This window comes from Brachyspira alvinipulli ATCC 51933 (genome assembly GCF_000518245.1).
Lineage (GTDB): Bacteria > Spirochaetota > Brachyspiria > Brachyspirales > Brachyspiraceae > Brachyspira > Brachyspira alvinipulli.
Genome location: NZ_JADF01000008.1, coordinates 108,612 through 128,177 on the forward strand (window position 1 = coordinate 108,612; position 19,566 = coordinate 128,177).

Sequence of the window (19,566 nt, forward strand, 5' to 3'; positions counted from 1 at the left end):
GTAAGTTTAATTAAAATAAATTATTATAATATGATGAGTCATTTAAAAAATAAAAATATAAAGAAAATAGCTATACTGCATCCTACATTCGGATATAATGGCGGTGCAGAGAATGTAATATTGGCAACAATAGAAAGCTGGCATAAAATAGGAATAGAAACTAATATCTATACTTATAGACTAAGAGACAATATTCCAAGTTATATAAAGCAATTCAAAACAGATATAACATTAAATCCATTTTTATTTAATAAAGCAGCTAAATTCCTAGCTAATGAATTAAAAAATTATGATGCTGTTTTAATACATAATTTTCCTGCAACAATATTTTTCGGACTAGCATATAACTGTGCTGAAAAAAATAATATTAAACTTCCTAAAAGTTTTTGGTACTGCCACGAACCAAGCGTACGTCTTTACGGATATGATGACGAAAGTTATAAAAGACTTCAAAAAACTTGGGATATAATTGCAAGATATACAATGCATCTTGATAGACTTGGTGTAGGTAAAATAGATTATATAATGTCAAACAGTATTAGAACGAAAGAAAATGTTAAAAGAGTTTATAAAAGAGATGCTGAAGTTATATATCCTTGCATTACTCAGATAGATTCAAATAATATAATGCCTATAAGCAGTAGTGAACACTTTGTATATATAGGCAGAATAGAAAAACCTAAAAATTTAGAGAATGCTATATATGCCTTTAAAAATGCATTAGAACAAATAGATGATAAAGAATTAAAATTTATAATAGCAGGTAAAGGACGCCATGAAACTAAATTAAAAGAATTGGTTCATAGCATAAATATGGATAATAATATTATATTTAAAGGATTTATATCTGATGATGAAAAAAATGATTTGCTTAATAGAAGTTATGCACTTATAATGCCTGCTATAAATGAACCTTTTGGACTTACAGTAATAGAGGCTCTTTACTCTTCATGCATATCTATAATATCAAATAAGTCTGGAGTATATGAAACTGTTAAAGATTATTCTATAAGCTGCAATATGGATAATATTGAGGAAATAGCAGAAAAAATTATATATGTATATAATAATAATTTAAAAGAAAGTTTATTATATAAATCAAAATCTATACTAAAAACTTTTACAGTAGAAACATATACATCAGAAGTATTAAAATATATAGAAAACAACTTGTAATATATTATTTTTATGGTTATAATTAACTATCTTTTTAAATAGTAATAATTAATTATGTGAGGGATTTATGAAAAATTACACATCTATACCTAGTGCCTTTTTTCAAACAGTACAAAATATGCCTCAAAGTCCAGCATATAGATTTAGAGATAATGAAAACAATAAGCAAACATTAACATATAAAAAATTATACAATAAAGTAAATGCAATAGCTAAAGCATTTGAAACAAAAGGACTTAAAAGAAAAAATGTAGCAATATTTTCTGAAAATAGAATAGAATGGTTTATATCAGATATGGCATTGCTGACATTAGGTTCTCCAGATGTTCCAAGAGGAAATGATTCTACACCAGATGAATTGAATTATATAATAGAACATAGTGAAGCAAAAGCCGCTTTAGTTGAAAATGAATATGTTTTTAAAAAAATAGAAAAACATCATAAGGATTTATCATTAATAGTCCTTTTAGACAGTTCTATACATGATCCTGATAAAAATATTTTTGCTTTTGACAAACTTCTTGAAATTGGAGAGAAAGCATTAAATAATGATGAAAATTATGCTATAAATATGGCTGCAAAATTAAATAATGATACTGTAGCAACAATTATATACACTTCAGGTACAACAGGAAAACCTAAAGGAGTTGTACTTACTCATGGAAATATATTACATAATGTTAGAGTTTTACCAGATATAATAAAATTACAGCCTGGAGAAAAATTATTAACTATACTTCCTATATGGCATATATATGAAAGAACAATATCTTATGTAACAGCTATAATAGGATGTTTTACAGCTATTACAAATAAAAGAGATTTAAAAACAGATTTTACGGAAGAGGCTCCTAATATATTTATTTCAGTTCCTGCTATTTGGCTTAATATTTATAATACAGTAATGAAAAATATCGATAAAAAATGTGCTTTTGTAAGCAGTATAATAAAAGGAATGATAAAACGTTCTATGAGATATATAAGAAATCTAAGATATCAAAATGGACTTGTATATTTATTAGGAGACGAAAAAAAAGAGCATAAAAACACAGAATATCATATAGGAATATTTGATCCAATTTTTCATTCTATTGTGAAAAAAATAGTTTATAAAAAAATAATAGGATTAACAGGCGGTAAAATGCGTCTCACAATATCAGGAGGCGGAGCTTTACCTATGTATATAGAAGATTTTGTTGAGGCTGCTGGAATTAATTTAGTTGTAGGATGGGGAATAACAGAAACTTCTCCTGTTGTAACTTTAAGATCACCTTTTAAAAATTATAGAGGAACATGCGGTTCTCCTATACCTGAAGTAGAAATTGAAATTAGAGATCATGAAGGCAGAGTATGTAAAGACGGAGAGATGGGAGTTTGTTATATAAAAGGTCCAAACATATTTAAAGAATATTATAAAGATAAAGAATTAACAGCAAAAGCTAAAGTTGATGGATTTTTTGATTCAGGCGATTTGGGAACCTATACTCAGGAAGGAGAAATTGTATTAACAGGAAGAGCTAAAGAAACAATAGTTCTTTTAACTGGTGAAAATGTAGAGCCTCAGCCTATAGAAAATAAAGCATTAGAATCTAAATATATTTCTCAGATAATGCTTGTAGGACAGGATAAAAATGCAACTGGCGCCATTATAGTAATCGATAAAGAAAATGTTAAAGAATATCTTGCAAAGTATAAGTTGGATTCAGATGATTTAGTTAATTCAAAAGATGTATATAGATTAATAAAATCAGAATTAGATGATTTGATTAATTATCATAATGGATTCAGACCTTATGAAACTGTATCTAAAATAATAATTACAGACAGAGAATTTACTATAGAAAATGGACTTTTAACTCAATCATTAAAAATGAAAAGAGCAAATATTATGGAAGAATATAAAGATGATATAGAAAATCTTTATCAAAAACTTGGATAATTATTTTTTGGGATTAAGCGATGTTCATTACATCTAAAAATGCAATAGTTGAAGCTATATCAAAACAATTAGTTGAAACTTTATATATTAAGTTTCCAATATCAAAAAGAGAAAAAGAAATAATAAAATTAGCAGAAAAAAATAAAGTACCTATAAAAACTGTTGATAAAAAAGAAATGGAAAAAATAGTAGGGAAAATATATTCAATAGCTGCAGATATAAAGGGAAATGCAGAAATAGGCATAGAAAGTTTCTTAGAAAAAGCATTAGAAAAAAGACAAACCCCCTTAATATTTATATTAGATTCTATAACAGATGTACATAATTTAGGGGCTATAATTAGAAATGCTTACTTTTTTGATATAGCTGGAATAATAATTCCTAAAGATAATTCTGCCCCTATTAATGAAAAAGTATATGAAATATCATCAGGTGCTGCCTATCATATCCCTATATCTATAGAAACAAATCTTAATAGGGTTATAGAATTGATGAAAGATAAAGGATTTTGGATATACTATGCAAGTGAAAAAGGTGAAATATCTCTTGAAAATTTTAAGTTTGACTCCCCTACTGCAATTATACTTGGAAATGAACATAGCGGAGTTAGAGATATTTTGAAAAAAAATTCTGATGGAAGCATTATAATAAATTCCTGCACTAATTTTGATTCATTAAATGTATCTGCCGCTTCAGCAATAATATCATATGCATATTCAATTTATAAATAATAATATCATATAAAATTTTATCAAAAATGATTTAATATTGTTATATATAATGTATATATATTTATTTTTTAACTTGCAATAATGGAAAAAAAGTATATATTAATATATATAGGATATGAAATTTAAGGCATATTATATGGAGATAGAAAAATGCCTATAGCACCTTTGGATTTACAACAATTGTATATGCAGCAGTCGCATATAGGAAGGATGGAGCATACTAGAATGGCGGCTAAAACCATAGCTATGCAGTCCGAGGACAGAGATATACATAGAGATTCTTATATAAAAGACTCAACTGTTGTAAAATCTGAAAATGTATCTGATGAAACTAAAGTAAAAGAAAAAAAGGATGAACAGCAGCGTCAGAAAGATCAAGGTTATATGTCCTATAGAAAGAAAAATAAAAGAATAATTGCAAATGGAAATACAAATAATGATGAAAATAATTCTATTATAGGAGTAGAAGAAGTTTCATCAACTGAACAAACTAAAGGTTCTAAAATAGATACTTTGGGATAAGGTTTAATTAATAATTCTAATATGCAAATTTTAGTAAGCGTAATAATAAATATAGTTTTATTGGCAGTAGTTTTACCGCTTTTTTATGTTTATATAGTTTCTAAAGCTAGGGAAAGATTAGAAAAAGAAACTATGTCAAAAGCCAGAGAAGAAATAGAAGCCTTAGTAAAGGAATTTAATAATATAGCATTATCAAGAATATCAATATTAGAAGATGCTATAGTTAGAGCAAATAGACTTTCAAGCGAATTAAATGGTAAAAATTATAAAGAACCTATAAAAGAAAAATCAAACGAAGATAATCAAATTGATATTGTTCTTACAGAAAATGATAATAAAAATTCAGAATCAAAAAATCAAGGCAGTACATTAGACATAAGAATAGAAGATGAAAGTAATGAAAATAGTATAGACACTAAAATTTCTAATAAGGTTGAAAGTAATAATTTAGATAAAGATATAAAATTGGATAAAGATATAAAAAAAGAAAATAAAGAAGATAAGGTGAATAAAGAAGAGATAAAGGATACAAAAAAAGAGAAACCTAAAAAAAATAATATAGATACTGCTATAAAGGCTATTGATGATAAAGCTAAAAAAGAAGTTATTGAAAAATTGAGAAGTAAATTAGATAAAACTATAAAAAATAACATTCCTATGCCTGATAAAGATACTTCTAAAAAAACAAATAAAATACAAGATGAAGAAAGTTCTGATAGGAATCAAAATATTATATCTCTATATAAAGAAGGTTTAAGCAAAGAAGAAATTGCTAAAAAATTGAATTGCTCTATTACAGAAATTGATATAGTTATAGATTTGGAATTAGACTAAATAATAAAAAGCCGCCTAATAAATAGACGGCCGATATTTTAATATTATATTTTTTAATTATACTTCAGTTTTTACTATTTTTTTCTTATAAATTGTATCAACTATAACACCCAAAGCATTATCACCGGATACGTTACAAGCTGTACCGAATGAGTCTTGAGTGATGTATAAAGCAACCATTATAGCACTTAAAGGACTATCCGGACCGCCAAGACCAACCATGTAAAGGAATGGCAAAGCTGTCATTATTGAACCGCCAGGAGCACCAGGAGAAGCTATCATAGCTATACCAAGCATAGCAATGAATGGAAGTACTGTGCTGTAAGTTATAGGTATCTGATTCATTAAACATACTGCTGTAGCACAGGCAGTAATCGTTATCATAGAACCAGCCATGTGAATATTAGCACAAAGAGGCACTACGAAATTTCTTATCTGCTCAGATATACCATCTTTTTCTGCACATTGTAAATTAACTGGTATAGTAGCAGCTGATGACTGAGTACCTAAAGCAGTTGCATATCCTGCTATTTGGTTTTTCATAAGCATGAAAGGATTTTTCTTTCCTATTGTTCCGGATACAAAGAATGCTATTACCAAATATATTAAATGCATAATTATTACAACTATAAATACTTTCCATAATATTCCTAATATTACAAAAGTTTTTCCAGATCTAGTCATATCAACAAAAGTTCCACATATATATAAAGGCAAAAGAGGTATTATAGATACGCGTAAAACTTTGTCTATTATAGTTGATAATTCTTTGAAAACATTATATAAATACTCACCTATTTCTTTACCTCTCATAGTAGAAATTCCAAGTCCTATTATGAATGCAAATAAAACTGCAGCCAAAGTATCTAAAAGAGGTGTTACAGTTATTGATAAATAAGGGGAAACAGAATTTCCAGCAGCAGCAGCAATTTTTTGAATATCATCAGCACTCATAAAGCTAGGGAATAAATTGTATGCTACTAAGAATGATGCTGAACCTGCTATTAATGTAGAACCATAAGCAAGTATACAAGTAACTAACAGCAAGAATCCCGAGCCTTCTTTTAAATCAGCTATACCCATAGATACATAAGATACTATCATTAAAGGTATTACAAATTTTAGATAAGAACTGAATATTCCAGAAGCTGTAACAATAATTCTGGATATTACTTCTGGTATAAAATGCTGACCGAAAAATATACCAAGCAAAATTCCTATGATTAGTCTAGGTACTAATCCAAGTTTAAACTTTTTTTCCATGTATTCTCCTAATTTTTGTATATATAATATACTATATACAAAAATAACGATATGTAAATAGTAAAGGGTATTTTTAGAATATTACTTAATTATTAATTGTATTTATTTTTGTTTTTAAAAAAATTTACACTACAAATATAACAAGAATATAACTTTTAAATATTGTTTACAAATAATGTCTATATATAAAGAATATTTAATTAAATATTTATTTTTTACAAAATCTAAACATTTGTTTCTTGAAAAAGTATATTTATTATATATAATTTAATTGTATATAATAAATATATTATAACTCATATACAACATAAATTTAAAGAGAGCTGATTATGTACGATTTAAAAAATAAAATTTTATATATATTAGAAAATTTAATGAAAACAAGAAGTCTTTCATATTCTAAAGCAGAAAATGAAGCATCAGAATTTATATATGATTATTTAAGTAAAATAAAATATTTTCAAGATAATAAAGAATATTTAATAAGATATAAAATAGAAAATGATGTTTATAACAGAGAAATAATATGTGCTGTTGTAAAAGGAAATAGTGATAATACTTTAATATTAAGCGGTCATTTTGATGTTGTAGGAATAGAAGAATTTGGAGATTTTAAAGATAATGCTTTTGATATAAATAAAATAGAAGATAATTTAAAAACTTTAGATTTAAGCGAAAATAATAAAAAGGATTTATACTCCAAAGAATGGATATATGGAAGAGGAAGCTGCGATATGAAAGGCGGACTTTCTGCTTCAATGGCTATATTAGAGGAATATTCTAAACAAGAAAATAAAGATGGAAATTTAATATTTTTAGCAGTTCCGGAAGAGGAAACTTATTCTATAGGTATGAGAGAATCTGCTAAACTTCTTAGTAATTTAAAAAACAAATATAATTTAAATTATAAACTTATGATTATACCGGAGCCTAATGATAGAGAAAGCAATAAACATACTCTTCATATAGGAACAGTAGGAAAATGTATGCCTACTATAATGGTTCAGGGAGTAAAGGCTCATATAATGTCTTATTATAATGGTTTAAATCCATTGTCAATATTAAGCGGTATATTTGAAGAAACAGAAGGTTCATTAAAATTAGTAGATTCGTATAAAAATGAAAAAACTCCTCCTCCATTATGGTCATATTTTAAAGATTTAAAATATGAATATGATGTATCAATACCATTCAGAGCTGCCGGTTATTTTACAGTTTTACATTTCAGCAGAACACCTGAAGAAATAATAAATGAAGTAAAAAAAATAAGCGTAGAATCATTTAATAAATTTTTAAATAAATTTATTAAAGATTATAAAGAATACAATAATAAAGAATTAGAAGAAGATTATAAAGCTGAAGTATACACTTTATCTGAATTGATAGATAAATTAAAATCAAGAAAAGATTTTGAATCATTCTATCAAAATTTAAAGAAAGAAATATCTATAAAAATAAGAGAAGAAAAAGAAACCTATCCAAATACTACAATATTTGCAATGGAAAAAATACTTGATTATGCTAATTTTCAATATCCATTTGTTTTAATATCTTTTTCACCTCCTTATTATCCTGCAGTTCATAGTGATTTTATATGCGGTAAGGAAAAATATGGAAGTAAATATTTTAAAGTTATAGAAGAAGAATATAAAAAATTATATAACATAGATATAATATGTAATAATTATATGACTGGAATATCAGATGCAAGTTATAGTGCTGTAAATACAAAATATGACTATAAAATATTTTCAGAAAATATGATAGTTTGGGGTAATGAATACAGCATAGATTTTAATTCTATAGAAGATATAAATATACCTACTATAATTTTCGGACCTTGGGGAAAGGATTTGCATAGAGTAACAGAAAGAGTTAATAAAAAAAGTTTATTAGAAGAGTTTCCAAATATTATTGAATCTCTTATGAAAGATGTTTTCTCTAATAACTAAATACTCAGTTCAAATCAGATGTGCAATTAGGACATTTTACAGCATTTACATTTATTGATGAACAGCAGTAAGGACAAATTTTTTCACTTGCTGCTTTGTCTTCTTGTTCTTTTTTAACTATTTTTTCCTGCATTTTATTGAATAGTTTTATAATTATAAAAATAGAAAAAGCAGTTATGAGAAAACTAATTATGCTATTAATAAATGTCCCTATTCCAATAACTACAGCACCAGCTTGTTTAGCCGCTTCTATAGAATTATAATGTCCTATATTATCAGCACCATTTTTTATTACTATAAACATATTAGAAAAATCTATACCGCTGAGTATTAAACCTATAGGAGGCATTAAAATATCTTGAACAAATGAATTAACTATACTATTGAATGATGCTCCTATTATAATACCTATAGACATATCCAATATATTTCCGCGCATAATAAACTTTTTAAACTCATTAATCATAATAAAATCCCATTTTTATTTTTATTTAATTATATATTAAAAAATAAAAAAGAGGCAGTATTTTATACTACCTCTTTATAAGAAATCGTATATTTATTTTATAAATTTGCTTTATCTGTAATAATAATATCTCATTCTATAAGTATTTAACTGCTGTAATTGCTCATCTGTTAGAACACCTAATATAGATACATCTTTTTCTATTCTCAAATAATCAATTTCTTTTTCTAAATCTTTTTTCTGATTTATTAAATCTTTTAATAGATTCAAATCTATATCTATTTTTTCTCTTTCAATTTTAAATTTGTAATCTATATTTCTTTTTTGATATTCTAACTCATTAATTTTTAGTTCATATTCATAATCTATAGTACTCATTTCTGTAAGCTGTTCTTCTGATAAATATACGCCAGCATTTCTGCACATTCTGTATAAATCACCTTTTGGTCCTGGACGATGTCTAGGTTCTCTTGCTCTTGGAGGAACATCGTATGCAGGATCTGGCGGAGGAGGTGGAACCTGAGCAAAAACTGCTGAAGAAACTAATAATGATGCTATAAGTGTTGTTAATAATAATTTCATTTTCATTGATATATCTCCTATATTTTAATTATTAATTGTTTTTATTTTTATTCGCTATATTAGACGAATAATATAAATAAAAGTTCCTATAAAAATAAAAAAAATATAAAAGTATTGATAAAAAAATAATATTACTATATAGTAATACTTTATAGCAATATTTATAAAAGGTACTATTTTATGGAAATTTATGATATAGAAATGATAAGAAAATTTTATTCAAGCTATTCTGATAAGGTTAATAATATTAGAAAAAAGCTAAATAAAGCATTAACATTATCAGAAAAGATTTTATATTCTCATCTATACAATGAAAATGATATTAAAGATTTTAAAAGATCTGAAGATTATGCAGATTTTAGACCGGATAGAGTTGCCATGCAGGATGCTACAGCCCAAATGGCATTGCTTCAATTTATGAATGCCGGGAAAACTTCTTCTGCAGTACCTGCTACAATACACTGCGACCATTTAATAGAGGCTTGTAAAGGTGCCGAAGAAGATTTAAAAAATGCACTTAATACAAATAAAGAAGTTTATAATTTTTTAGAAAGTGTTGCTAAAAAATACGGACTTGGTTTTTGGGAAGCAGGTTCTGGAATAATTCACCAAATAGTATTAGAAAATTATGCTTTTCCTGCTGGAATGATGATAGGTACAGATTCTCATACACCTAATGCCGGAGGACTTGGAATGCTTGCTATAGGTGTAGGCGGAGCCGATGCAGTTGATGTTATGACTGGTATGGAATGGGAATTAAAAATACCTAATATAATAGGAGTAAAATTGACTGGTTCTTTAAATGGCTGGGCAAGTGCTAAAGATGTTATATTAAAATTAGCAGGCATTTTAACAGTTAAAGGCGGTACTAACTCTATTATAGAATATTTTGGAGAAGGTGCTTCTACCCTATCCGCTGCTGGTAAGGCTTCAATATGTAATATGGGTGCTGAAGTTGGAGCTACTACCTCAATATTCCCTTATGATAATAATATAAAAGAATATTTGATTTCTACAGGACGCGAAGAAATTGCTAAACTTGCTGATGAAAATATAAGTAATCTTAAAGCTGATGAGGAAGTATATAATAATCCTGAAAAATATTATGATAAAATAATAGAAATTAATTTGTCCGAATTAGAACCATACTTAAACGGACCATTCACTCCGGATGCTGCATGCACTATAAGTGAGTTTGCTAAAAAAGTAGAAGAAAATAAATATCCTACAGCTATGGAAGTTGGATTAATAGGTTCATGTACTAATTCTTCTTATCATGATTTAAGTAAGGCAGCATCTCTTGCACGTCAGGTTATAGAAAAAAAATTAAAAGTTAAAGCAAAAATAATAATTAATCCAGGTTCTGAGGCTTCATACAAGGCTGCTTTAAGAGATGGTATTATAGATGACTTCAAAAAAATCGGGGCTGTTATAATGACTAATGCATGCGGACCTTGTATAGGACAATGGAACAGACAAGAGCCTGATAATACAAGAGCAAATTCAATCGTAACATCTTTCAATAGAAACTTTGCTAAACGTGCAGACGGCAACCCTAATACTCATGCATTCGTTGCTTCTCCTGAAACTGTAATGGCTTTAAGTATAGCAGGAGATTTAAGATTCAATCCTCTTAAAGATACTCTTATAAATGAAGAAGGAAAAGAAGTAAAACTTGATGAACCTATTGGAATAGCTTTGCCTAAAGACGGATTAAGTACAGAAAATAAAAAGAGACAAAGCAGTCCTGATAGTACAGTTGAAATAATAATAGATAAAGATTCAAAACGCTTGCAATTATTGAAGCCTTTTGATAAATTTAATAATAATGATTTTAATAATATGCCTCTGCTTATAAAAGTTAAAGGTAAATGTACAACTGACCATATATCAATGGCTGGACCTTGGCTAAAGTTCAGAGGTCATTTGGAAAATATTTCAGACAATATGTTAATGGGTGCTGTTAATTTCTTTAATGATAAAACAAACTGTGTATTCAATCAATTAAATAACAATTATGAAGAAGTTTCAAAAACAGCAAAAGAATATAAAAATAAAAATATATCTTCTATAGTTGTAGCAGAAGAAAATTACGGTGAAGGTTCAAGCAGAGAGCATGCTGCAATGGAGCCAAGATTTTTGAATGTTAAAGCAGTACTAGCTAAAAGTTTTGCTAGGATACATGAAACTAATTTGAAAAAACAGGGTATGCTTGCTATAACATTTAAAGATAAAGAAGATTATAACAAAATACAAGAAAAAGATAAAATAACTATATTAGGACTTGATAATTTCAAACCTAAACAAAATCTTACAATTAAAGTTATTCATGAAAATGGAAGTGAAGATACATTTGAAGCGGTACATACTTATAATGAAGCACAAATTGAATGGTTTAAGAATGGCGGTGCTTTGAATACTTTAATGAAAAATTAATTTATATAAAAACTATTAATTAAAAATAAGCAAAGAAGCTAAACAATTTTTACTAGCAATAATAGAAAATTATCGGAAGCAGATTACAAGTCTAAGTTACTGGCTTATAATTACAAAGGCAACCGGGTAGACGCCTTTACGGGTGACATAGCAATAATACAAAGTGAGCCGAAGCAGCCGGTAACTTTAGTTATTGGCTTATAATTGCGAAGGCGAACATAGCAATAATAGGAGTTATTATGAGCAAAATAGAAATGAAAAATGGTAAATTATCGATACCTGATACAGTTACAATTCCTTTTATAGAAGGTGACGGAGTTGGTGCAGAGATTACACCAGTTTCACAAATGGTGGTAAATGAAGCTGTAAAAAAAGCATATAATGGAAAAAAATCTATTGAATGGAAAGAAGTTCTTGCAGGAGATAAAGCTCAAAAAGAATTAGGAACTCCTTTACCCGATGAAACTATAAAAATCTTTGAAGAATATTTAATAGGAATAAAAGGACCTTTAACTACTCCTGTTGGAGAAGGTATGCGTTCTCTTAATGTAACACTTAGACAAACTTTAGACCTTTATGTTTGTTTGAGACCTGTAAGATGGTTTAAAGGTACTTCTTCACCTATAAAAGAACCTAATAAAGTAAATATGGTAGTATTCAGAGAAAATACTGAAGATATATATGCAGGTATAGAATGGAAAACAGGATCTGAAGAAGCTAAAAAATTTTATAACTTCTTAAAAAATGAAATGGGAGTAAATAAAGTAAGATTTCCAGAAACTTCATCTTTTGGAGTAAAACCAGTATCTGAAGAAGGCTCTAAAAGATTAATAGCATCAGCCATTGAATATGCTATTGAAAATAAACTTCCTTCTGTTACATTAGTGCATAAAGGTAATATAATGAAATTCACAGAAGGCGGATTCAAAAAATACGGATATGAACTTGCTAGAAAAGAATTTGCCGATAAAACTTTCACTATGGAAGAATATGCTGAAATAAAAAAAGAGTTCGGTGAAGATAAAGCAAAAGCAAAATTAAAAGAATCTAAAGACAATGGTAAAATAATAATAAAAGATAATATAGCCGATGCATTCTTACAAAATACATTATTAAAACCTGAAGACTATTCTGTAATAGCTACTTTAAATTTAAATGGAGATTATATATCAGATCAATTGGCGGCTATGGTTGGAGGAATTGGAATAGCACCAGGAGGAAATATTAACTACAAAACAGGGCATGCAATTTTCGAGGCTACACATGGAACTGCACCTGATATAGCTAGAAAAAATAAGGCTAATCCATGTTCATTAATACTTTCTTCTGTTATGGCATTAGAATATTTAAATATGAATGAGGCTTCTAATTTAATAATCAATGTATTAGAAAGATCTTTTGAAAGCGGATATGCCACTGAAGACTTAGCTGTATTTATGAATGATGGTGTATCGCTTGGCACTAAAGAGTTTGGAGAAAAATTAGTTTCTCTATTATAATTATTAATTGAATAACATTATATTTTATAAACTAAAAAATAATTTTAAAGGAGTTTATTAATGAGAAAAGAATATTTACTTTATAAGCTGTACGATCATTCTAGTAAACGTATAAAGATAGATAGTGAGCTTTTTCAAAAATATAATGTAAAAAAAGGCCTAAGAAATGAAGATGGTAGCGGAGTATTAGTAGGGCTTACAAATGTTGGGGATGTTGTAGGATATGAAAAAGACCCTGAAGGTAATGTTCATCCTATAGACGGAAAATTGTATTACAGAGGATACAGTATAAACGATATAGCAGATGATATATTGAAAAATAAGCGTTTAGGCTATGAAGAGGTATGTTATCTTCTTCTTTCTGGAAAACTACCTGATGAGGAAAGACTTACTTCTTTTAAAGAACTTATATCAGATAATATGTATTTGGATAAAAAAACTATTATGAATATAATAGATTTAGAAGGTCAAAATATAATGAATATATTGTCAAGATGTGTACTTGAAATGTATATTCATGATCCTAATCCGGAAGATTTATCATTAGAAAACTTAATGCTTCAATCTATACAATTAATAGCGAGATTTCCTGCAGTTATTGCTTATGCTTATAATATGTACAAATATAGTGTATCACAAAAATATTTAACTATAACATTACCTAAACCAAAATATTCTATTGCAGAAAACTTTTTATATATGTTAAAACAAGAATTTACTCCATTAGAAGCTAGAATGCTTGACTTACTATTGATACTTCATGCAGACCATGGTGGTGGTAACAACTCTACATTTACAGTAAGAGTAACAAGTTCAGCAAGAACAGATACATATTCAAGTATATCTGCTGGTATAGGTTCTCTTAAAGGAGATTTACATGGAGGTGCCAATGCTAAAGTAATGGATATGTTTACTCATTTGAAAGAGGCAATAGATGATTGGGAAGATATAAATGAAATAGATGATTATTTAATCAAAATGCTTAATAAAGAAGCTTATGATAACAGCGGATTAATTTATGGTATGGGACATGCTGTTTATACACTATCAGATCCTAGAGCTGTTATATTAAAAGATTTAGCACGTCAGCTTGCTAAAGAAAAGAAAAAAGAGTGCGAACTTGAATTTTTAGAGCTTATAGAAGAGAGAGCTATAGAATGTTTCATTAGAGTTAAAGGTGATAAAAAGAGAGTTTGTGCTAATGTTGACCTTTATTCTGGCTTTATATATGATATGCTTGGAATACCTAAAGAAATTTATACTCCATTATTTGCAATGTCAAGAATTGTTGGATGGTGTGCACATAGAATAGAAGAACTTAACTTTGATGATAGAAGAATTATAAGACCTGCTTATAAAAATGTTATAGAACCTCAGGAATTTATAAGCATGTCAGACAGATAATAATTTATACTATTTTTATAAAAAATTACAGGATATTAAGAATCACCTTAATATCCTGCATTTGTATATGGGATGGAAAGTAAATCAATCGTCAAATTTCTGTCCTATTAATTGTCCGTCAGCTGATATATAAAGCTCCATCATATTATTTAGCTTTATTTCATAAGTACCCCATTTTTTTTCAGCACTAATAATAACAGTCTGTGGATAAGTATTTCTTATTGTGTTTGCCACATTAGGCGGAAATACATTATATGGTATTCCAACATATTCAGCATCTATTTCATTCCAATCGCCGTTGTATAAAAAATCTATTTTTATACCATTTGATAATTCCACTTCAAATTTTCCATCATCATTTTCAACATACCAAATCTGTGAATCTGAAAAATTCTGAGCAATGAATTGTCTTGCTTTTTCAGGCAATGATTCTGCAGGTACCACCCAATCTGCAAATAAATTACTACAGGAGATTATTGTTATTATAATTATGATTTTTAGTATTTTCATAAATAACCTCCCTTTCTCCTTATATTTATAGTATATCATATTTTATATTTTTTGTCAATATTTTTTACAAATATTTTACTTCTTATTTACAACCATAAATATAAAAAATCTCTAAATATATGAACATATTTAGAGATTTTTATGATAATCTTTATTAAAAGTATTATTTTGTATTTTTTCTTAAGTAAAGGATTGAATTAATAATAGATATTAATATAAATATAATCCAACATATGACAGTACTATATAAATATTTCATGTCAGGTGTGAACTCAAATACTACATTACTATCTCCAGCTTCAACATACACTCCCCTAAATAAAAGATTAGCATTTAGTAGCTCTTTCTTTTCACCATTAACAGTTACAGACCAATCTTTATTATATCTTTCTTTTGAAACAAGTACTCCAGAATCAGGAGTTTTGACATTGAATACTATTTTATTATCAGTTTCTTCAATAAGTTCTACACTATGTATTGAATCTGGATTATTTAAACTTATATTGTTATTAGAATTATTTAATAATACAACTTCATTTGCCAAATTAAAATTAGGCATTGTAAGTCTTCCTAAACCATCGTTAAAATCTCTGGCATTATAAGCATTATTAACAAATTCGTACTTATTTCTATAACCCTTAAGTTCATATAATACAGCAGCAGAAAATTGATCTTGATATTCAGTAATCTTTACAACATCATTAGAAAGAACAGATTGATCCAAATATGTAGGACTCAATATATATCTTACTCCAAGTAAATCCATAAGTCTAGGCTGATATCCCACATAATCGTTTATTCTAAAAGCAGAGAAAGTATCTGTTATATCTTTAGATAATCTGCTTGCAGCAGGAGGTTCTGTCAATGGTATATTATAATAAGGCATAGTATGAGTTGTATACCTATACAAATATGGAATTAATATAGGCATTGTTGTTTCATTATCACCTTCTTTTAATATATGATCAACTATAGGAGTGGAATTATACATCTGATTATAATTAGATTTTACTATAAATATATTTCCGCTTTGAGTTAAATCTAAAAATAATACGGCCATAAACATATAAGGCAGGCATTTATAAAATAAATTTTCTTTGTTTGCAATTATGATATAAAGAAATGCTGTTATACATCCTATTATAAGAAATCCTATATCTCCGGAATCATATACTGAAAATAATATAAACCCTATAAATGGAACTATTACAGCAAATTTATCTCTTATAGTTATTTCTTTTAGAGAAATAGCATTAGTAATTAAAAGTAAAGTAGTTGCAGACATAAGCATTAATCTTACAAATGACATAGAAATATTTTTAGCTATTAAAGAAGCATTTTGTTCTTTCCAATCTGCTACAAAACTGCTGTATATAACACCGTTTGCAAATATTGTTATTAAAGCACATATAACTGATGCAATAGCTATTATATACATTATCTTTTGGGCAATAGATATATACTTATATTCATCTTCTAAATACTCTAGTAACTTTTCATCTTTTCTTGCATCTATTGCCTTAAATATATAATCAGCAGCAAATGAAGATATAATTGCAAATGGAATAGGTATAATTTCTATAAATTTGTTCGGATTTCTAGCATCTCTAAATATTGGTATCTGAAATAAAGCTCCATATATAATAGGAAAATATCTTCCGAAACTTGCTATTAAAAAGAATAAAGCCGTACCAATCCAAAAATATTTTTCACTGTATTTTTTTCTACTTATAAATACTGCAAATATTATAAAAATAAAAGTTATGTATCCAATATTGGCAGAAGTTAGAGAAAAATTTGAAGTTTTAGGCTCTCCTTCCATATTTGCTATTCTTCCCCAATAAGGATGCGTTTCACTTCCAGAATAGTATCCGAAAAATCCAGGCATAAAAAATCCTAGTATTTCTTCTGGAGGATATGACCATCTTGTAGCCCATTGCCATAATTGATCTTTATTCTCAACTCCGGCAGCCCCCATATCTTGAGTATTTCTTGTGATCATTATTATCTGTATTGACATCAAAAATGAAAATACGGCAACCAATACAAATTTCAAACATAAAAGTATTATTCTTTTAAAATCATTTTTTATAAAATCTATTAATTTAAGTTCATTCTTTTTAGAATATAATAAATATAAGAAATAACATGACAAAAATAAAGCAAAATACATAGCGACATCTAAAGCACCGCCTAAAAAAGCTATACCTAAAAATGCTCCTGTAAAAAAGAAATGAATCCATTTTTCACTATTCATAGCTTTGGAAAGAAAATATAATACAAAAGGGAAATAACAGTAAGTTTCAAATTTACCTAAGTGTCCAGGAAGTATTAATGTTATCATTGCATTAGAAAACATCAAAGCAATAGCTCCAAATATAGATGCTTTTATAGATAGTTTTTTCTCTCTTAAGAATAAAAATAATCCGTATCCCATTATTGATATATGAAATATTATACTTACTTGCGGATATATATCATTAGGAAGTAATGCTATAAGTAATGATTTAGGGTGAATTGGAACTGCTGATGATGTTGCTATTGTGAAATACGCATTATTCCAAAAATATAAATTACCGCTGAATATTGCATCCTTAATATTCTTTATATCCCAAAGAATAACATCTCCCATTTGAAGATATGAAAATGTTAAATTGCTGTAGAAAAATAATATAGAAAGCAATATAAATATAATAGGATATATGATCTCTTTTTTTAATGATTTCATTATTTTATAATTCCTTTGATTAATATCTGATTTTGTTATCATAATTTTTTAGATAATAAATAATATATAAAAGATTATGTATTGTCAAGGAATTTTTTTATTAAAAAATTTTATGGATTATATATAAAAAATCAAACTTTTTGTATATAAATAAATAGTTTTATATTAATATTACTAAATATAGTATTGTTAAAAATGTATAAATATTATATAATAGTACAATCCGTTAAGCTGTATTTAAAATATTTAAGGAGAATTTTACGATGAAAGATAAAACATTTTTGATGATACCCGGACCTACACCTGTACCGGAATCGGCATTGATAGAAATGGCCAAACACCCTATGGCCCATAGAAGTAAAGAATTTTCAAATATATTAAAAGAAGTTTATGAAAATTTAAAATATGTATTTCAAACAAAAAATGATGTATTTTTATTTACGGCAAGCGGAACAGGGGCTATGTGTGCAGCTTTAGAAAATCTTATTAATGAAGGTGATAAAGTATTATGCCTATCTATTGGAAATTTTGGTTCAAGATGGGCTAAAATTGCTGCAAGCAGAGGGGCGGCAGTTACAAAAATTGAAGTTGAAGCTGGTAAGGTTATAAGTCCTGAAATGCTTGAAGAGGCTTTGAATAAATATAAAGAAATAAAAATAGTAACTCTTACACACAGTGAAACTTCGACAGGTGCTGCTAATGATATAAAAACATTATGTTCTATTATAAAAAAATATGGTGCTGTATCTGTTGTTGATGGTATAACAAGTTTATGTGCTATGGAGTTTAAAACAGATGAATGGGGAATAGATGTTGCAATATCGGGTTCTCAAAAAGGATTTATGATTGCTCCTGGTTTGTCATTTTTAACTGCTAGTGAAAATGCTTTTAAAATGCATGAAAAATGTAAGTATCCTAGTTTTTATTTTAACTGGACTGAACATAAAAAATCTTTAGCTAAGGACACTACTCCTTTCACACCTGCTGTTAATTTGATAACATCTCTTAATACTTCTTTAAAGATGATAAAAGAAGAAGGTATTGAAAATGTTAATTTAAGACATAGGAAACTAACTATGGCATTGAGAAGTGCTATTAGAAGCATTGGATTAAAATTACTTGTTGAAGATGATAAAAATGCTAGCCACGCAATAACTTCAATACTTCCTCCTGAAGGAATAACTGTACCTGATATAAGAAAAACTTTGAAAGAAGATTATGATATAATAGTAGCAAATGGTCAGGGATCTTTGGAAAATAAAATATTTAGAATTGGAACTCTTGGATTTGTTTGCGAACGTGATCTAATAATGGCAGTAGGAGCTTTGGAAGCTAGCCTTTTGAAGTTGGGATATAAATTTGAATTAGGAATAGGAGTAAAAAAAATAATAGAAGAATTAAATAAATAACAATTATATATATTTCTAAATATTCTAATATATTTATATTAGAATATTTTATTTTTTATTAGTAATAATAAAAAAGTAGTAGCTGTACAAATAAATTTATTTATTTGCTAATTAT

15 protein-coding genes are annotated in these 19,566 nt (G+C 27.4%); 10 read left to right on the forward strand and 5 right to left on the reverse strand.

Annotated features, from left to right (window positions below; genetic code table 11):
• The first annotated feature begins 30 nt into the window (after positions 1–30).
• From T324_RS0100415 to T324_RS0100435, 5 genes are all read left to right on the forward strand, one after another.
• Positions 31–1,176 (forward strand): glycosyltransferase family 4 protein, encoded by a 1,146-nt coding sequence (locus tag T324_RS0100415; protein WP_028328464.1) that lies wholly within the window; start codon positions 31–33, stop codon positions 1,174–1,176.
• A gap of 67 nt (positions 1,177–1,243) precedes the next feature.
• A complete protein-coding gene (locus T324_RS0100420; RefSeq protein ID WP_028328465.1) occupies positions 1,244–3,115 on the forward strand; it encodes an AMP-dependent synthetase/ligase in 1,872 nt (623 codons plus the stop codon).
• Positions 3,116–3,135: 20 nt separating this feature from the next.
• Positions 3,136–3,846, forward strand: a complete 711-nt coding sequence (gene rlmB / locus T324_RS0100425; RefSeq protein ID WP_028328466.1) for a 23S rRNA (guanosine(2251)-2'-O)-methyltransferase RlmB — start codon at positions 3,136–3,138, stop codon at positions 3,844–3,846.
• A 150-nt stretch (positions 3,847–3,996) separates the two neighbouring features.
• Positions 3,997–4,368, forward strand: a complete 372-nt coding sequence (locus tag T324_RS0100430; RefSeq protein ID WP_028328467.1) for a hypothetical protein — start codon at positions 3,997–3,999, stop codon at positions 4,366–4,368.
• A 21-nt stretch (positions 4,369–4,389) separates the two neighbouring features.
• Entirely contained in the window at positions 4,390–5,202 is an 813-nt protein-coding gene (locus T324_RS0100435; protein ID WP_028328468.1) for a hypothetical protein, read from the forward strand.
• A gap of 57 nt (positions 5,203–5,259) precedes the next feature.
• Here T324_RS0100435 and T324_RS0100440 read toward each other — a convergent pair whose 3' ends face one another.
• The gene (locus T324_RS0100440; RefSeq protein ID WP_028328469.1) at positions 5,260–6,465 is read right to left on the reverse strand and encodes a dicarboxylate/amino acid:cation symporter; all 1,206 of its coding nucleotides are present in this window, start codon (positions 6,463–6,465) and stop codon (positions 5,260–5,262) included.
• Between the two features lie 329 nt (positions 6,466–6,794).
• Here T324_RS0100440 and T324_RS0100445 point away from each other — a divergent pair, with 329 nt between their 5' ends.
• On the forward strand, positions 6,795–8,417 hold the full coding sequence (locus T324_RS0100445; RefSeq protein ID WP_028328470.1) for a M20/M25/M40 family metallo-hydrolase: 1,623 nt from the start codon (positions 6,795–6,797) through the stop codon (positions 8,415–8,417).
• Between the two features lie 4 nt (positions 8,418–8,421).
• Here T324_RS0100445 and mscL read toward each other — a convergent pair whose 3' ends face one another.
• Together mscL and T324_RS0100455 are read right to left on the reverse strand one after the other, a co-directional pair.
• Positions 8,422–8,883 (reverse strand): large conductance mechanosensitive channel protein MscL, encoded by a 462-nt coding sequence (gene mscL, locus T324_RS0100450; RefSeq protein WP_028328471.1) that lies wholly within the window; start codon positions 8,881–8,883, stop codon positions 8,422–8,424.
• Between the two features lie 111 nt (positions 8,884–8,994).
• Complete coding sequence (locus T324_RS0100455; protein WP_028328472.1) at positions 8,995–9,471, reverse strand: Spy/CpxP family protein refolding chaperone; 477 nt, start codon at positions 9,469–9,471, stop codon at positions 8,995–8,997.
• 174 nt (positions 9,472–9,645) lie between these two features.
• On the opposite strand from T324_RS0100455, the gene T324_RS0100460 reads away from it, so the two are divergent.
• From T324_RS0100460 to T324_RS0100470, 3 genes are all read left to right on the forward strand, one after another.
• Positions 9,646–11,901: an aconitate hydratase gene (locus T324_RS0100460; protein WP_028328473.1), complete on the forward strand. Its 2,256-nt coding sequence runs from the start codon at positions 9,646–9,648 to the stop codon at positions 11,899–11,901.
• Between the two features lie 239 nt (positions 11,902–12,140).
• Positions 12,141–13,400, forward strand: coding sequence for an NADP-dependent isocitrate dehydrogenase (gene icd, locus T324_RS0100465; protein WP_028328474.1), 1,260 nt, complete (start codon positions 12,141–12,143; stop codon positions 13,398–13,400).
• A 60-nt stretch (positions 13,401–13,460) separates the two neighbouring features.
• On the forward strand, positions 13,461–14,804 hold the full coding sequence (locus T324_RS0100470; RefSeq protein WP_028328475.1) for a citrate/2-methylcitrate synthase: 1,344 nt from the start codon (positions 13,461–13,463) through the stop codon (positions 14,802–14,804).
• Positions 14,805–14,888: 84 nt separating this feature from the next.
• Here the strand turns inward: T324_RS0100470 and T324_RS0100475 are convergent, their stop codons facing one another.
• Positions 14,889–15,314 carry a PepSY-like domain-containing protein gene (locus T324_RS0100475; protein WP_028328476.1) on the reverse strand — a complete coding sequence of 142 codons (426 nt, stop codon included), beginning with the start codon at positions 15,312–15,314 and terminating at the stop codon, positions 14,889–14,891.
• Positions 15,315–15,477: 163 nt separating this feature from the next.
• A complete protein-coding gene (locus T324_RS0100480) occupies positions 15,478–18,042 on the reverse strand; it encodes a YfhO family protein (protein WP_028328477.1) in 2,565 nt (854 codons plus the stop codon).
• 263 nt (positions 18,043–18,305) lie between these two features.
• Here T324_RS0100480 and T324_RS0100485 point away from each other — a divergent pair, with 263 nt between their 5' ends.
• Positions 18,306–19,451, forward strand: coding sequence for a pyridoxal-phosphate-dependent aminotransferase family protein (locus T324_RS0100485; RefSeq protein WP_028328478.1), 1,146 nt, complete (start codon positions 18,306–18,308; stop codon positions 19,449–19,451).
• Positions 19,452–19,566 lie beyond the last annotated feature (115 nt).

Bases quoted from the DNA above. Each gene is read 5' to 3' on its own strand.
- T324_RS0100485 (WP_028328478.1), top strand. From the start codon at position 18,306: ATGAAAGATAAAACATTTTTGATGATACCCGGACCTACACCTGTACCG.
- T324_RS0100415 (WP_028328464.1), top strand. From the start codon at position 31: ATGATGAGTCATTTAAAAAATAAAAATATAAAGAAAATAGCTATACTG.
- T324_RS0100455 (WP_028328472.1), bottom strand. From the start codon at position 9,471: ATGAAAATGAAATTATTATTAACAACACTTATAGCATCATTATTAGTT.
- T324_RS0100420 (WP_028328465.1), top strand. From the start codon at position 1,244: ATGAAAAATTACACATCTATACCTAGTGCCTTTTTTCAAACAGTACAA.
- T324_RS0100440 (WP_028328469.1), bottom strand. From the start codon at position 6,465: ATGGAAAAAAAGTTTAAACTTGGATTAGTACCTAGACTAATCATAGGA.
- T324_RS0100480 (WP_028328477.1), bottom strand. From the start codon at position 18,042: ATGAAATCATTAAAAAAAGAGATCATATATCCTATTATATTTATATTG.
- T324_RS0100475 (WP_028328476.1), bottom strand. From the start codon at position 15,314: ATGAAAATACTAAAAATCATAATTATAATAACAATAATCTCCTGTAGT.
- T324_RS0100430 (WP_028328467.1), top strand. From the start codon at position 3,997: ATGCCTATAGCACCTTTGGATTTACAACAATTGTATATGCAGCAGTCG.
- mscL (WP_028328471.1), bottom strand. From the start codon at position 8,883: ATGATTAATGAGTTTAAAAAGTTTATTATGCGCGGAAATATATTGGAT.
- T324_RS0100470 (WP_028328475.1), top strand. From the start codon at position 13,461: ATGAGAAAAGAATATTTACTTTATAAGCTGTACGATCATTCTAGTAAA.
- icd (WP_028328474.1), top strand. From the start codon at position 12,141: ATGAGCAAAATAGAAATGAAAAATGGTAAATTATCGATACCTGATACA.
- T324_RS0100435 (WP_028328468.1), top strand. From the start codon at position 4,390: ATGCAAATTTTAGTAAGCGTAATAATAAATATAGTTTTATTGGCAGTA.
- T324_RS0100460 (WP_028328473.1), top strand. From the start codon at position 9,646: ATGGAAATTTATGATATAGAAATGATAAGAAAATTTTATTCAAGCTAT.
- rlmB (WP_028328466.1), top strand. From the start codon at position 3,136: ATGTTCATTACATCTAAAAATGCAATAGTTGAAGCTATATCAAAACAA.
- T324_RS0100445 (WP_028328470.1), top strand. From the start codon at position 6,795: ATGTACGATTTAAAAAATAAAATTTTATATATATTAGAAAATTTAATG.